Annotated in this window: 7 protein-coding genes; all 7 read right to left on the bottom strand. The window is 39.7% G+C overall.

The features are described from left to right. The 7 genes from K2F45_RS24880 to K2F45_RS24910 all read right to left on the bottom strand — a co-directional run bounded on the left by K2F45_RS24880 (position 1) and on the right by K2F45_RS24910 (position 16323). A complete protein-coding gene (locus K2F45_RS24880; protein ID WP_248932607.1) occupies positions 1-3261 on the bottom strand; it encodes a SusC/RagA family TonB-linked outer membrane protein in 3261 nt (1086 codons plus the stop codon). A gap of 28 nt (positions 3262-3289) precedes the next feature. Then, positions 3290-3898: a DUF3826 domain-containing protein gene (locus K2F45_RS24885; protein WP_075994345.1), complete on the bottom strand. Its 609-nt coding sequence runs from the start codon at positions 3896-3898 to the stop codon at positions 3290-3292. 175 nt (positions 3899-4073) lie between these two features. Then, complete coding sequence (locus K2F45_RS24890; RefSeq protein WP_248932608.1) at positions 4074-7583, bottom strand: malectin domain-containing carbohydrate-binding protein; 3510 nt, start codon at positions 7581-7583, stop codon at positions 4074-4076. Further along, on the bottom strand, positions 7583-10381 hold the full coding sequence (locus K2F45_RS24895; protein WP_248932609.1) for a glycoside hydrolase family 95 protein: 2799 nt from the start codon (positions 10379-10381) through the stop codon (positions 7583-7585). The genes K2F45_RS24890 and K2F45_RS24895 overlap by 1 nt, the downstream gene beginning before the upstream one ends. Then, on the bottom strand, positions 10381-11967 hold the full coding sequence (locus K2F45_RS24900; RefSeq protein WP_248932610.1) for a glycoside hydrolase family 28 protein: 1587 nt from the start codon (positions 11965-11967) through the stop codon (positions 10381-10383). Before K2F45_RS24900 ends, K2F45_RS24895 begins: the two co-directional genes overlap by 1 nt. Before the next feature lies 1 nt (position 11968). Beyond that, positions 11969-13507 (bottom strand): MGH1-like glycoside hydrolase domain-containing protein, encoded by a 1539-nt coding sequence (locus K2F45_RS24905; RefSeq protein WP_248932611.1) that lies wholly within the window; start codon positions 13505-13507, stop codon positions 11969-11971. Positions 13508-13617: 110 nt separating this feature from the next. Beyond that, positions 13618-16323, bottom strand: coding sequence for an alpha-d-galacturonidase (locus tag K2F45_RS24910; RefSeq protein ID WP_248932612.1), 2706 nt, complete (start codon positions 16321-16323; stop codon positions 13618-13620). Positions 16324-16477 lie beyond the last annotated feature (154 nt).

A 16477-nucleotide genomic window follows, 5' to 3' on the forward strand; every position in this document is an offset into this window, starting at 1 on the left:
TTATAATGTTACGTTAATACCAAAAGAATAAGTTCTCAAATTCGGATATACATCCCATCCTCCACCATTACCGTCTTTATAACCAAATGGATTATAAATTGTCAATGGATTCATAGCACTTAAATAGGCCCTTAGATTTGAAACTTTCAAGTATTTATTAACTTTATCTGGAAATCTATAACCTACATTAAAGCTGCTCATTCGCATTTGAAAAGCTGGAACAGTCCAGAAATTCGAACGAACATTATACATATCTGCCCAATTGGGATTTGGCATATTCCCTGTTGGGTTTAGCACTGGATCATAAACATCTCCCCAAAAAGCGGGTAAATTCGTGTAAACACGCGAAATATCATTATTCAATGGTTTACGTTCAGTAATTTCATTATAACCGCCGAAAGAACCAGTAATAACTGCTTCCGCACTTATCCCTTTATAACCAGCCTTTAATGTCATTCCAACTGAGTAATGATTGGTATTATTTTTGGCTAATTGAATTTGGTCGAATTCGTTGATAATTCCATCAGGACCAGCAAATGTACCATCAGCTTGGAGCGCCCCCCGAACGTCACGATAGTAGAGCATACCTGGCCTCAACTTATCGGCCGTCTCATTGAACACTTGGGTAATATTATACTGGCTGACGTAGTTATCGATATCTTGTTGTGTCTTAAACATACCCAAATAATCATACCCCCAGGCACCATTATCTGAAGAAGCATTTAGCTGGGGATTCCATGGATACATCATATCCACATCATTATAATTCCACACCAGAATCTTATCATTTGTCCATGAAAGGCGCGTGCTAATTCCATAGCTAAATTCGTTAATTTTATCTTGCCACCCCAAGTCAAACTCAAGACCATAAGTATTCTTTTTTGCAAAATTCTCAGCAGCAACAGAACCGCCGACCGAGATTGGGACATTTCCTGTACGCTCGAGGAGCAAATCTCGTCCGAAATTATAATAACCATCGATGGTAGCCGACAACCGACTATTGAAGAAACGGGCATCGATACCGATATTATTTTTATAATCATTAGCCCACGTGGCGTTCCTGTTAGCAGTTTTCTCCATCTTCATTCCTGTGGTTGCGTCGCCGTTTCCTCCAAATACTCCACCTTTTCCGATTTGATAGGTATAACGTTGTTTCCATCCCCAAGCGGCGGTCTGATCATTCCCCAATTTACCATGTGAAAGGCGCATTTTTAAATAATCAATACCTTTTACATGAAAGAAATCCTCTTCACTGATGACCCAACCTACAGAGACGTTATAAAACTTACCCCAATAGTTTTCGGGCGCAAACTTCGTCGAAGCATCCGAACGGAATAATACCTCCGCAAGGTATTTTTCGCTATAGCGATAATTTAGTCGGCCAAGGTAGCCTAAGGTTCCAGATTCATAAGCCGCTGTACGTCCTTCTACAGTACCAAAAGCAGTTCCAAATTGTCCATTCGTATTTTGTAATGGATCATTTTTCCAAACGTCTTCCTGGGACGATTTTGCTTCCGCTTTTTCCACCGAAAATAATCCCGAGAAATTATGCTTCTTCCACTGTTTATCATAGGTCGCCGTAAAGTTTGCCTGATAATTATTACCGGTTGCATTTGAAAAATAAACGCGATTACCGTTGCTAAAAGTGACAGCCTTTTCTCCAGATATATTTTCATCGTAAATATGTCCGTTTTCACCGCTTCTTTGATCAAATGTATAAGTTTGATACTTTGTCCCAATTTGGTCCCCACGCTCATTTTTTAAATTTTTAGCATAGGATCCTCGTAAAGTCAAACCTTTTAACCAAGGGGCTTGATATTCGGCATTGAGGTTAATACTGAATTGTCTTGAATCGGTAGTTGTTAAATTACCTAATTTCTGCAATTCATAATAATGATAAGCAGATAGATCACCTGCTGTTCCCGGCAGACGAACTGGCAAACCATTGACATAAGCTGGAACATAGGGCGAAGCCAACAATAGATTTCTGTAATCGTTATCGTCATTTTCACCGCCAATCTTATTAAAGGTTTTTTGCTGGTTACCTGTATTCCCCGAAACCTGCATACCTACCTTAAAGTTACTTGCCACTTGAATATCACTTCCGGCTCGGAAATTCCAGCGATCATAATCCAGTGTACCCAAATTACCGTTTTGTTTATTATAAGCCACATTTGCAAAATAAGTCGCTTTATCTGCCCCGCCCGAAATATTCAACGAGTGTCGTGTCAGATAACTTGCTTTCCAAGCATCGTCTAACCAATTATAAGAATGATTCTCAAAATAGTCTAGCTCATCTTGCGAGAAAAACCATTTGTCAAAACCAGCTGCTTTTGGGTCACGGTTTGCTCCATTCAGTCCGTTCATGATATTAAAGTAATTAGCAAATTGATACGCATTCATCACTTTTGAATGATAGGTTGCATCATTAATGGCATACGAACCGTTGTAACTGATCTTTGGCGTACCCACTTTCCCTTTTTTGGTTGTTACCAAAACAACGCCATTTGCCCCTCTAACGCCATACACCGCCGCAGCACCATCCTTTAAAAAGGAAATATTCTCAATTTCTGAAGCATCGAGATTATTAAACAACGTCTGATCAGGTTGATTTTGTCCATCTACCTGAATCACACCATCAATCACAAATAAAGGGGCACTTGTTCCGCCATCTTTACCGCCGCCCATTGGATTCCGTAGAATGTAGGAGGGCTTTGCTCCCGGACGACTCGTTCCCCCGCTGACGTTAAGACCTACAACCCGGCCCACCAATGTCGAACCCACATTCGTCGAAGGTAAATCTTCAATTTCTTCAGCTTTTATCGCCACAACCGATCCAGTCAAATGTGCTTTTTTCTGTGTGGTATAACCAACTGTCACAACCTCTTCGAGCTCCTGACTTTCAGCCTCCATGCGTATGTTTAACACATTCTGGTTTCCAACTGGTATTTCTAATCTTTTATAGCCAACAAAATTGAGCACCAAAATCTCATTTCCAACTGGCAAATTTAGCCTGAATGTACCATCTGCGTCTGTTGACGTCGCAGTTTTTGATCCCTTAATGGATATCGTTACCCCCGCAAGAGCTTTTCCGTTTTGATCAACAACCTTCCCTGTGATATTTTTAAAAAAGTGTAGATTGTGTTCACTTAGATTTACTCCATAGGAGTATGACGGAATGATCCCGCCAGTCATTATTCCAATGGCCAGCAGTTTTGCCAACCTTTTAGAGGATTTACTCGGGAATATGAACTGATTCATAATTTGGGTATTAATTTGATTTATTGGGTTATTTTTTTAATCTCGCGGCCCATTTATCGCCTTCTTCTTTGAGGTTATAACCGTGGGAAGCTAAATAGTTATTGATTTTACCTTTGTATTTGCCAAACCAAGCATGCTTTTTTTCAGATGATTCAGCTTGCATGGCAAAATCCCGTGCTTCATACAACAAACTATCAATCATATGAACTTCATCTTTTGTAAGCAGCGGAATCATATCTTGGTAGGCTCTCACCGTATTTGGATAGACATTATAGGTCATACCGTTTTTAACCGCCTCAACTTCAGGCTCTGTTAAAACCTCTTTTAGCCGAGCTACAAAAGCTTGATTTAAACTAGTTGTTTCCCGAAGCGTTTCTTGTGTGATTTGTTCTTTTAGGCTCTTATCCGTATTCTCCTTGATTTTCAAATCACGAAGCGCATAACAAGCGTTTAAAAGATAATACTGATCACGAATAATGTGAACTGCTGCTTCCTTTTTTTTCTGATCTTGTAACGATAATTTCGCTACAATTTTTTCTGACCGATCGGTAATAGTTTTCCAATAAGCGTCTTGTGTTTGACTAAATGTCATAGACACACTTAAAAATAAAAACGTGAGTAATGCAAAACGTTTCATAGGCATGAAATGGTTTATCCCTTCTTTTGGTTATTATTAAACATAAAATAAAGTCCCTTAACTTTACTTTCTTATATAATCTCTCAATTAAACGTCAAAACGACAAAAAAAATTGAGTGTTCAATATAACTGAAAATTTTATGGACAACCATCATGTACTATCCTGACATCAATATTATTTAACCTCCAAATTATCAACAATAACCCCCTCTGAATCACCAGAATACATCTTTACATAATAAGTACCTGCATTGATCATCGTCTTTGTATCAGTATTGATATAATTCCATTTGCCTGAGCGCGTGGGGTCCAATTGTATTGGAGTTCTAGGCACAAGTACATGCTTATCCTTATCTAAAATCTCGTAATAACTTTGACGCGATTGGTTAAATGGATTATGGTACTTAATAGATAATGAATAAACGTCTGCGGCACCTACCTGAAATTGCCAACCAATATAAGCTTCTCGATTGCTAAATTCCAAACGTTTTTGCCCTGCAAAATCAATTTCTGAAACACCTTGTCGCCAACTACTTTGGTAGGCCTTATAGTTTTTCACTTCTTTAAGATCATAGACAGGCAGAAGACCGCTTTGCTGCTGAAATACCACAACTTCCCCATGGCGCTCCGTGGTTAAAAATACCTCATCACCTGCTTGCAAAACCTTACGAAAAACGGAAAGATATTTCCCCGTATTTAATTGTACACTGTCCTTGGTATCTTCAAAATCATAGGGTTTCATCTGCCCCAGAAAAAAGACATTAGTTGGTTCTTTAAAACGTAAATGATAAGATTTATGGGGGTCAATTTCAAAATAATCTGAACCAAACAGAGATGGTGGCAACGAGAAGAATGATGTAACTGAATCCCCCTCCTTCTTCAATACACTACCTATATCCAGCCAACTATGGCGTTGAATTTCCTGATTCCCTAAATCAAGATTATAATGATCTTGAGCACTTGATTTTGAGACTAAATGAACGGGCTTCTTTGACACAATAGTAATTGCCTGTATTAAAGCCTGACCAGCATACGCACGTGGAAAGTTGATCAATAGCTTTCCACCAACCACGTTGACAGCATACGTTTTTTTGATCGCTTGCTGGAAACCCGCATTTTTATAAATATCAAACTTATGTTCTACAATTTGGCCATTGATAGCAATATCGAAAACTCGATCGCCATTTCCCGACGAAAACTTTCCGTACCAAGGTTCGGCAAAATATAATTCAACCCAATAAGTTCCATCTGGAAGATCAAATTGATAGCCCAACTTATCCAGTCCATAGCGGAAGCTCTGAAAAAGCGACCAGTCTTTTGTTCCACCAATTGGATCAAAAATAATCCGTTGACTAGCAAAATTAGTATTCATCCCTTCAAAACTATCCGCCCAAGATCTACTACCCCAGCCTAATTGGGACCGATAAGGTTGGTCAGCTTTCCACTCGGCCCCGTATTCATCCGTAAAATTATCGCCGCCACAATTAATCCGGTAGATATAGTGATATCCCGGCTCAGGTTTTAGAATCTTCAATGGATCTTGAAACAGGTCAGTAAAATGTGGACTTTGTGGAAAATTTTGCAATATAATGGTATCACGAGTAACAACTTTTCCTCCGATGCGACCCTCAGCGTACAATACGTTATACTTGACATTTACACCGTCAAATTCAATATGCTGTCCAAATCCAGCATGTCGTTTTTTCCCTAATGACAGGTATCCTAGATCATTGAACAGTTCGACTTCCTCACAATTCGAAAAAATACGGATATTGTCTTTCACTCCGGGAGCTAACCAACGGTTTGGCCAAGAATGCATAGCAATATAAACCATGGGTTGCTCCTTCTTACCATAATGCGAAAGATACATATAATAAGCGTCTGTGGGTTCCCCCCAAGGTGTCAATAAGCCTTTATAGTTAACTGGTCCAATCCGATCGATCTCTCGATTTCCCTCTCCTCCCTGAATACGGCCCGGATTATCATGGGAGTTCCAAAGCCATAAATAATGACCTATGACATTATTTCTAACAGAATCTGCCAAACGTACTTTTGTTTGTAGGATATCAGCAAAACGCTCTTCGCTGTATTTATTTTCGTTAGGAAGATAGGGTGGCCCGGCATGCATTCCCAAACTTCGCCAAGCGCCATATTCACCAACAAGCAGCTGTTTTTTCAAATCTTCACCATAATATTTTTGGTCTCCCCCGTAGGTTCCCGTCCAATTTTGCGGGACATCCCAATCGGTCCCACTGCCACCATTACATGTCGTCACTAATCGCTGTATGGATGCTGTAGGATCTAGTTTGCGAATTAATACTGTACATTCGCGCGCAAATTCTTCTGGAAGCGTGCTTTCATTTTCGAGCCCCCACAAAATCACTGATGGGCTATTTCTACGTTCGCGAACCCATTCTGTTAATAATTTTTTAAAATTCGCACGAAATGTGGGAGTATCAAACCAGATATGGGCTGCGAGCTGCGTCCATAATAAAATACCGTGTTGATCCCATGCTTGTTGATAACGTAAGTTATGTGGCTGATGTGCATCCCGAAATGAATTGAATCCGAGAGTCCTAATTTGTTTAACCCGGGACTCAATCTCCTCTTTATCAAAGGCATGTGATTGCCCCAGTTTATGTTCATATTCTGCAATGCCATTAATAAATACGGGCTTTCCATTGACAAAGAGACGTAGATCACCAGAAGGCTTTAAACCTTTTGACCAACGAACCGAGCGAATTCCATAGCGCGTTTCTACCTCATCAATCACCTGCCCACCATGTTTGAGTTGCATTTTTATACGATACAGGTAAGGTGACTCCACAGACCATAGTTGTGGATTTGTCAGCACAAGATCTTTCAGCCGAATTTCCTTAATTGCGTTTCCCTCTATCTGGTCCTCCGATGTTGATCGAATAACTAATTGGCCCATCTGATCCAAAACTTCGGTTACAATCTCCAAATCTTTACTTTTCTGGTTTTTATTATTCACTTCAACGACCTGATGTACGACCGCTTTACTAGGATCAGCAGTCTCATCATTCCAGTAGTGCTCGCCAAAAGGTGTGATAGCGACTTCGTTTTTCATCAATAGGCTCACTGGCCTAAAGATTCCCATAGGCTGCGATCCTTCGGAAAAACCGCGCTCCATAGAACAACCTCCATCGACCCAAGGAAGATCCATAATATGAACTGGATGGTCTGCTCGGACAGCTAATAGATTAGGAGTACCGTCCAATCTAATCGCATCAGTAACATCCAATGTAAATGTGGTTCTTCCGCCCGCATGATACCCAACCCGTATACCATTTAACCAAACTGTAGCATAGGAACCTACTCCCTCGAAAAATAAATAGAATCTATTTTTATTTCTTTGTTGATTGAGCGAGAAATTTTTCCGATACCATGCGTAACCATGTAAATTGCCATGTAGCAATCTACGATATCCTTCGTAGCCATCCCAGTTATGTGGAACATCGACCTTCCGCCAGTCCTTATCTGTCTTAAAAGACAGATTGTGAAATCCATTGTACCTCGCAGAATCTTTTTGGTCCATTATCGTCTCCCAGTCAGTATCCAGTGTAATCGTCTTACGAAAGTTCTGACCAAATGAAAATAGTCCAAAAAATAAGATACATAGGCAGCAAAACAGCTTTCTCGTCAACATCAATCTGGTCTTCATTATTTCTTTAAAATCAACTCTTTATCAAAGGCATAAGATTCGCCTCTCTTAGTTTTTATCTTTACTTCATGGTCCTGATAACGCAAATGGAGTTCTTCTCCTGAAAGCGATTCAACGGTCACGGCTAGTAACTGACTATCTTTCCATTCCATACTAATCTGAAAATCACCACGGGATTTGATCCCTTTGACTTTCCCTGTGCCAATTTCAACTGGTAATGCCGGTAATAGCTCAATTCCATCCGTCTGACTCTGGAGCAACATCTCGATAATTCCCGATGCCCCTCCAAAATTCCCATCGATTTGAAATGGAGGATGAGCGTCAAATAGGTTTGGATAAGAGCCGCCACCTTTCCCCGCCGGTCGCAATAGCATTTTTACCATGTGATAAGCATGCTGAGCATCTTTTAATCTAGCCCAAAAATTAATTTTCCATGCCAAACTCCAACCTGTCCCTTCATCTCCCCGTAACACCAACGAGCGTTTTGCAGCCTCTACCAACTGTGGCGTACGAATCATATTGATCTCATCTCCGGGAAATAACCCCCACAAATGGGATACATGCCGATGTTTATTCTCTGGATCATCCAAATCCGTCAACCACTCCTGCAGCTGTCCGTACTGCCCAACCTGGTTCGGCGCAATCTGATTCCGCATCTTTATAATTGAATCCCGCAAGAGATTATCGGCATCCAACAACTTCGAGCTTTGATTGAAAATATCAAACAATGAACGAATAATTTGATGATCCATTGTAGGTCCCTTCACCAACCCGCCGTTTTCAGGAGAGTTTGAAGGCGAGCTTACCAACCATTCCGTTGCTTTGTCTTTGACGAGAAAATCCTTAAAAAATAAGGTAGCATCTTTAATGATTGGATAATATTCTTTTAAAAAGTGTATATCTTGCGTATATCGATAATGCTCCCAAAGATGTCTCACCAACCAAGCTCCACCTGTAGGCCATATACCATGATTGGAACTATTGATGGGAGCTGTGCCGCGCCATAAATCCGTGTTATGATGCAAAACCCAACCTCGAGCAGCATAATATTCTTTGGCCGTTTCTGCACCCGCCATATGAAGATCTCGAATCATTTGAAATAGAGGTTGCTGCAACTCAGAAAGATTTAAAGCTTCAGTCGGCCAGTAATTCATCTCCAAATTGATGTTAGTTGTGTATTTGCTACCCCAAGATGGTTCTAAGGATGGATTCCAAATACCTTGAAGATTCATTGGCTGGCTACCTGGTCGAGACGCAGCAATTTGAAGATATCGGGCATATTGCACATAAAGTGCGAGCAGCCCTGGATCATCAAGCATTACTGCCCTTTGTAATCTTCTATCTATTGGAATAGTATCAAGTTGGCTCCCGTCGCCAAAATCTATTTCAAAGCGATGATGCAACTGTTGATAATCTTTTTGATGGAGTTCATACAATTTATCAAAGTCCAACTTACATAAATCTTTGAATCTATCCAATGCAACTGCAGAATACTGATCATTCAACTCTTGATATGATTTAAAATTTGTTGCGGCAGTCAGATAAATTTGAGCTTCATCCGCTTGTTGCACGACAAGTTCGTTGCCAGTATAGGACACTTGTCCCCCTTTCAATTTAAGCTGAAGAAAAGCTGTTCCTCGCATTGCTCCATTTTTCACCCATACTTCCAAGCGGATTGATGATTTATTGAGGTGATCAAGTTTTGCACGCTGATGTTTGGTATTCATTGCAAGCCTAAAGGTAATTTTTTTCTTCTGGTCAGCCTCCAACCGTATGCCGATAAAATTCTGGGGATAGCTTGCAAAATAAGTTCTTTTATAATGGATTCCACTAGCATCATAGTTGACGCAAACTTCGCCTTTATCCATATCGAGTATCCGGCTGTAGTTCTTTGCCTCTCTGTGATTGAACTTTAAATTTAATGTACCAAAAGGCTGATAGGATGCCTGAAAACTTCCTATTTTAGGAATATTTTGATCTTGAATATAGTATCTCCAGTGCCCATTTAGTGAAATAATTTTTCCGCTCGCACTTTTTAATCCTATTGACTGCTTTGTATCCTTATATCCAGCTACACCTCCTTTCCCTTCCAAATTGATCACCTGAATTGCGATACTATTTCTACCTTCCCGCAGCAGCTCTTTAGGTATTTGATACAGCCTTCGGGTATCATCTCCCGCTGACTGGCCGACAAGCTTACCATTAATATAGGTATAATCATTGGTCCGGATTTTATTTAAATCCAACGACCAGCGCTCTGATAGCTGATTTTTTGAAAGGTTAAATTCATAACGGAACCAAACAGCGCCATCCAAGCCCTCCAGTCCCAGATTCTCCCAGCCCTCGTAATGCGGCACCACTATAAGCGGCCATTTGCTATCGTCAAAAACGACCTGAAATGGCCCATGTTTCTGCTCACGAATTTTCCCAATTTTTTCCAACCAGGCACTAGGATCTTCTGATTCACTTTTAAGCCCCATAAATTCCCGCATCGCCAAAGATTCCGCTTCTTTCTGTTGACCTTGATCAAGCAGGTTCCGTATACTTTGAAGATACTTCGATGCGCCTTTTTTATTATAATTTCGTGGTCCATCCGTCCATAATGTCTCTTCATTAAACTGTAATTCTTCTTCCTCGACCCCGCCATAAACCATGGCCCCAAGCCGCCCATTACCAATAGGTAAAGCCTCCTCCCATTGTTTGGCAGGATGATCAAACCATACACGCGTTTGTGCAAAAGCGGAGTTTAAGAGACATATCGATAAAAACGATAATAAAATATACAGGTATAAACGCATTATTTAGGTTCCGAAGGGTTTATATTTGATATGAACTGACCACTTTTGTAAGTACCACGGAGAATTTGCTTTACTCGGGCTAAATTATTGCCATGAATATAAATCGACTCATTCTCTGATCCTACTAAATCCAAAAATAGTGCTGTACCTAACAAAGGAAAACAACTCTGCACATTCACTGATTTACAATTTTCAAGCTCGATCAGCGATTTTTCTGCCACTGGTGTCGCATTTTTTACATTTACTAAACTCAGTTCCTTAGCATTGTTGACAGATAATAATGCACCTTGTTTGATTGCTATGTTTACGTTACTCAATGTCAATCCATTCACATTGAGTGCTGAAAACCCCGTATTCCCTTCCATATTTATATCCGAAAACACTACATTGTCTATTGGCATTTCTGCTAAGCCTCGCATGTAGCCAATACGGTTTGTTGTGCCAGACAAATTATTAATAAAGATATTCCTGAATTTAGGCGTACGTTCACTAATTGGCCCCGGTTCACTTTTAGCATATTCCATGTCCATGACAATCGCCTGATCTCGAATATCGCGCATCACAATATTAGAAACTTGAATATTTTCCACGATGCCTCCTCTACCTCTTGCGGTTTTTAGACGTATACCGCGATCTGTTCCGTCAAAAATACAATTAGAAATAACAATATTTTTAACTCCACCGGACATCTCACTCCCGATAACCACCCCACCATGCCCGCGAAGCATTGTACAGTTTGTAATGGTATAATTCTCTGCTGGGATATTGATCTTTCTTCCCGAGCGATCCTTACCAGATTTTATGGTAATACAGTCATCCCCTACACTAATGTGGCAATTGGCGATACGAACATTGGAACAAGATTCTGGATTTATACCATCTGTATTAGGCGACGGGGGGTTATCAATCGTTACGCCGTCTACGGTAACGTTATCACAATATTGTGGATTAATTGTCCAAAATGGCGAATTTTGAATTTTAATATCCTTGATCTGTACATTTTTACAGTTTAAGAACTGTATAAAGGGCGGTCGTAAAAACCCTCTTTCAATCCATCCCGGAAGGTCTGGAGCCAAAACATTCTTATTGAGGCGTTTAAATTCTTTTTGCCATTTACTATCTTCTGTCTGTTTTTTAACTTCAACCTCCGAATAGCCCCACCATTTTTTACCGTGTCCGTCAATAATCCCACGTCCTTGAATACTAATATTTTCGAGGTTATTTCCATAAAATAATGGCGAAAAATTTGTTACAGCAGTTCCTTCCCAGCGGGATTCTACCATGGGCAAATAATCATCAAAATTATCGCTAAAATGTAACTCAGCTCCCGCATCGATATAAATCGTAATATTGCTTTTCAAATGAATTGGTCCAGTGACGTATTTTCCTGCCGGGAAATAGATCGTACCCCCGCCTTTATTTGACGCTGCTGTAATAGCCTTTTTGATAGCCAATGTGTTACTTCCGGTACTATCTTTCTGGCCACCAAAATCCATGACATTTAGCCAAGTTTGTGCTTGCAAACCCAGCATGGATAAACAGAGCAAAACAGTTATTATTCCACGATGATAGCGCTTTCTGATCATATTAATTTAAGTTAATCTTACAATTTTTTAAATCCCTTTTTTGTAGTGATTTCACTCCATCTACATAGATGGTCAGTCCCTTTCCTTTGTGATATTTTTCGCCAGTGACATCCCAGTAAATAGCAATGTTCTTACGGTGATACGTTAATTGGGTCAACGCAAAGTAGTCCCACTTATCTTTCGAAATCAAGGGTTTTATTTCAAGAATAGAATTAATTTGTGGTTTTACTCCAATTAAATCTTGAATAATGACATCCGCAAATGTGGAATGGTTATAAAATTTACTTCTCGGATTGTCTCCTTTCAACCATTCTCCAGTCTTCTCATCCTGGTATTCACCTATATAAGGTTTACCGTTCATCACATGCGATTTAGCATATTTATGAATTTGGTCATATAAGTCGTTTGCATCCAATTCCTTATTCTTTTTATAATCGCTTAAATAATTAGCCATTCCTCTAATGGTCTGTGAACTCGTAAAAGGCCAAATTGCTCCGTCCCATTCACAACTATGACCAGTTCCGCGCGTTCGAAATGTCGGCTCACGTCGTTCAGCGGTTGTTGTTCCCCACAGCGCATTAAATCCTGCTGTATCAGGAAGCTGGTGCCAAGCTTTTCCATACGTCGTTTTGTCTGGTGGCAAATGAAAATACCACGGTATAAAACCAATTGCCTCACGTGTAGGATGTAGACCTCCTTTTTCTAACCTCGTTTTAAAGAACTGATCTTCTTTGTCCCAAAGTGAATCCAATACTAGTTCACGTAAAGTTTGGGCATAGGTAATGTACTTTTTCTCTAATGCTGAATTGGACACCAATTTGGCAATTGTTGCTATTGCTACAGCGTTCCCATACATATAGCTATTGATCGAAGGTCTCATATTATGAACTTTACGTCCACCAGAAACAGACTCTTCCATGCCATCCTGAACGTCAAATTGCCAAAAGAGACCGTTTTTACTTTTTCTTTCTTTCTCCCATTTTTCAAAATCTAGATCAAGGTCCGACAGTCTATCTCTTAAGTATTGCTTATCGGGATTTACTTTATAATAAGCTAATAAAGCATCTGGCAACCAAGAACTGAACTGATGAAACCTCGGTTTAGATTGATTTTTATCAGCATGATAAAGCCAAAAGTCTATGTATTCTTTTAGAAATGCATTGTCACGAATCCATCTTCCTTCATACAAATGGTGCCCTAGCGCACAGCTGATCGAATTGTATTTTCCAGCGTGTTTTACAGGTTCAATGAATTCGGTTACCAAGGTACCTTCGGGGCTCGATTTAATATGTTTTCGAAAAGACCACCATCGAAAATAATAAGTTTGCTCAATTTCTTTATCGGGACAGTCCAATAAAGGAATATTCGCCAGCATCCAATCATAGGCATCCTTATTCGGAATTTTATTGATCACAGCTTCGTTATCGTTGTTATTAAACTCTTGAACATAAGTGTGAACTTTATCCACTAATTTTTCTTGTGCTTTTGCATAAGAAAGAGCACAGAAAAGAAGCGCAAGAATAGATTTTTTAATTTTCATTCCTTATTCCTTATTATTATCAAAAAAGTTGAAGTAGATCTATTGTGTTTTCGTAAAATACCTACTTCGTTTAAGTTGTTTATCCTGTACTATCCTGAACATAGTTATATTTACAATTTAGTTCCACGGTAATAACCAAACAAATCGTCTAGATCATCGCCTTGATTGTCCACATCAGCATTATATGGATTTTGGAGTTCCTTGTCATCCACAATGCCTAAGATCAGCACTTCTCCTTTCGGTATTTTTAGCTCATTGGTTCCTGGAGGAAAGGAATAAGTATGAATATCAACCATTGGCATGTACTGAATTCGGATGGCATTACGTACTTTTGTTTCTGCCTGCCCAAAATCATTAGCGCTCGCATCAATTTCAAGTACAGGTTTAGGTGCGAAAACTTTGTCGGTGCTATTGTAGTAACCCACCAATATCTTTACAGCTCTTTCATTCTTAAATCGAAGCTGTGTTCCTTGGAGCTTTTGCTTTTCAGCGTCAATCTGTAGCGCTTGAAGTCCTTCCAATTCATTCGCCATATGTGTAACTACCAATTCCTGATCTGCATACAATTTTGCTCCTTTTTTCAATGGGAGCAATTGTTGACGATCTTCAAAGGTAATCTGTTGGGATTTTAGCTTTTCTTTTGAAGGCGCTGAAATGCCAGTCCTCGTTGATAAGGAATCTATCGCATGTTTAAAGTTATTCAATTCAGTTTCAAAGACAGGCAACATCTCATTCCAGTGAATGAAGGTAGCATCTGCTCCACGCATCGGTATTTTTCTTTGTTTGGTTTGCATACTGTTTGCGTATAAATAGCTTTCATTCGTTATCTCTGTCAGTTTACGGTATTCCAAAACACTTTTTTCAAGATCAGGCAAAGCTTTTCGAAGAGCGTTTAGTTCATGAGTATATTTATACTGAAGAAGCTGAATTGCGGCCTTAACCTTACAACTATAATGGTTCGCTAGTAAATGATGAATCCGAATATCTTGGAGCCAGCGATTAAATTCAGCCACATTTTTAGTCGGCTTTCCCAATCCGCTAATGAGCGTCAGCGCACGTTCGCCATGCTGCACAATTTCTTTTGCCACCTGCACTGGAGTTTCTCCAACATGAGTTTCATGGCGATCATCCTTCTCTACATAATCGACTATCATTTCCCCTGCTGGAGCTTCCGACTCATAAAGTAAAGTAAACAAGCCATAGCGATAAGGATTAATCAACTGCGTCATCAACATTCCCAAGGAGGATGTCTGCCTGTTACCATCTGTAATACCAAATCGTCGCAAAATTTTAGGCGATATCTCACCAATTTCTTCAATAGCCAATAATAATTTTTGAGCATCTGTCTCACTGATACCATAATATTGAGCAAGCTCCTTCGACCAATACGATTGCTCATGTAGTAAATCTCGATTTTCATCCCAAGCATACCGTGCCCACGCTTTGTACCACATCCAATCCCGATCTTGTTGCAGCAATCTATTAGCGACCTTGTCGGCCGAATATGGCCAATCCCAATACGAAGCTTGTGGATATATATGGATACCATTGGAATGATGAATTCCGTGCATAGCTTTAACTGATTTTTGAATAAAATCAGGTGAGCCATATCTAAAAGGTTCCAAGTTGGCCAAAATATGGACGTTCTGAATATGGACCGTGCCGATAGCACTTAAAGAGCGGTGTAACTCCGCCCACTTCCCTCTCGGCGTATACGTAGTCAGTGCCTCACCATTATATTTTGCCATGGTATACAGGTTCTTATAAATTGGTAAAGCGGCCTCCATTACCGCAGGTGCGTCGGTATCGTGTGCTCTTAAAATAATAGGCGGCTCAACGCTGATCCCTGATGTATGTAGTCCATCCTGTACTCCCGGAATAATTGTCTTCGTAAACCAGTTGACATCATCCTGGCCGACGCCTTCCATTGCCTCTCCTAACGTTATTAGTAAACCCACATTAGGATATTTAGCCACAAAAGCGGCAATACTTTTTCGGGTATAATCGGAAATTAAGGGCGTAATAACCCGATTTCGTTCCTGTGTTTTTAAACCATGGCGATCGGCGAATGGCTTTGGCAAGATAATATTGTAAAACATCTGGATAATCCAGATCCCTCTTTTATTGGCTTCTTTGGTCAGAAATGTATAAATCTCCTCGTTTTTTCCAAATGTTCCCTCATCCACCTCTAGCGCATAAGGATAATCCTTTAATTTTACTAACGAAGAAAAAGGATGCCCATTCCATAGATACAGAGCATTATATCTATTTTCGGCCATCATATCCAAATAGTTTAACCATAACTTCTTATCGTAAAACCAAGGAAAAGATTCCGGTGTGTAAGGATACTCGTAAATATCATGGCCGGGCAAATAGGTTGTTTTCTGAAGTCCAACACTTGTCCCGCGCATAACCATTTTTGGACCGTCGGCAAAAAAGAATGGCTCCCCTTTCAACCATTGTCTGTGTGCAAGCAATGTCATACACCCGTAAAGCACACCAGATTCGTCCATACCAATCAAGGATATTGCTCCTTTACTGGATTTTCTATATATAATAAAATGTTCCTTATTAACTAGCTTTTCTTTCAAAGAATCGGGCAACGAACTATGTTGTCCCACTGTACTGATTTCTATCTTCGTGGTTAATGACGAGACCTCTAACTCATGTTGGAGAAGTTCAATCGCATAATGAAATCTATCACGATTTGTAATCCCATCCATTGTATAAGAAACGGAGGATGTTTTATCTCTTGCGTTGATCTCAACAACAAGAGAACAGACACAGAGTAACGTGCATAATAGCCTTCTGTACATAATTGGTTATTTTAATTCACTAATAAATGTCAATTTTACATATAAAATTTCAATAATTTAAACACGTATCTCGTTTTTTACAAAGCTATCCTTCTACAAATAGAGATTTATATATTTAATAACTAGATTATTTTAGTATTTTAGAATTCATTCA

Source organism: Sphingobacterium siyangense (assembly GCF_023277505.1).
GTDB lineage: Bacteria > Bacteroidota > Bacteroidia > Sphingobacteriales > Sphingobacteriaceae > Sphingobacterium > Sphingobacterium siyangense.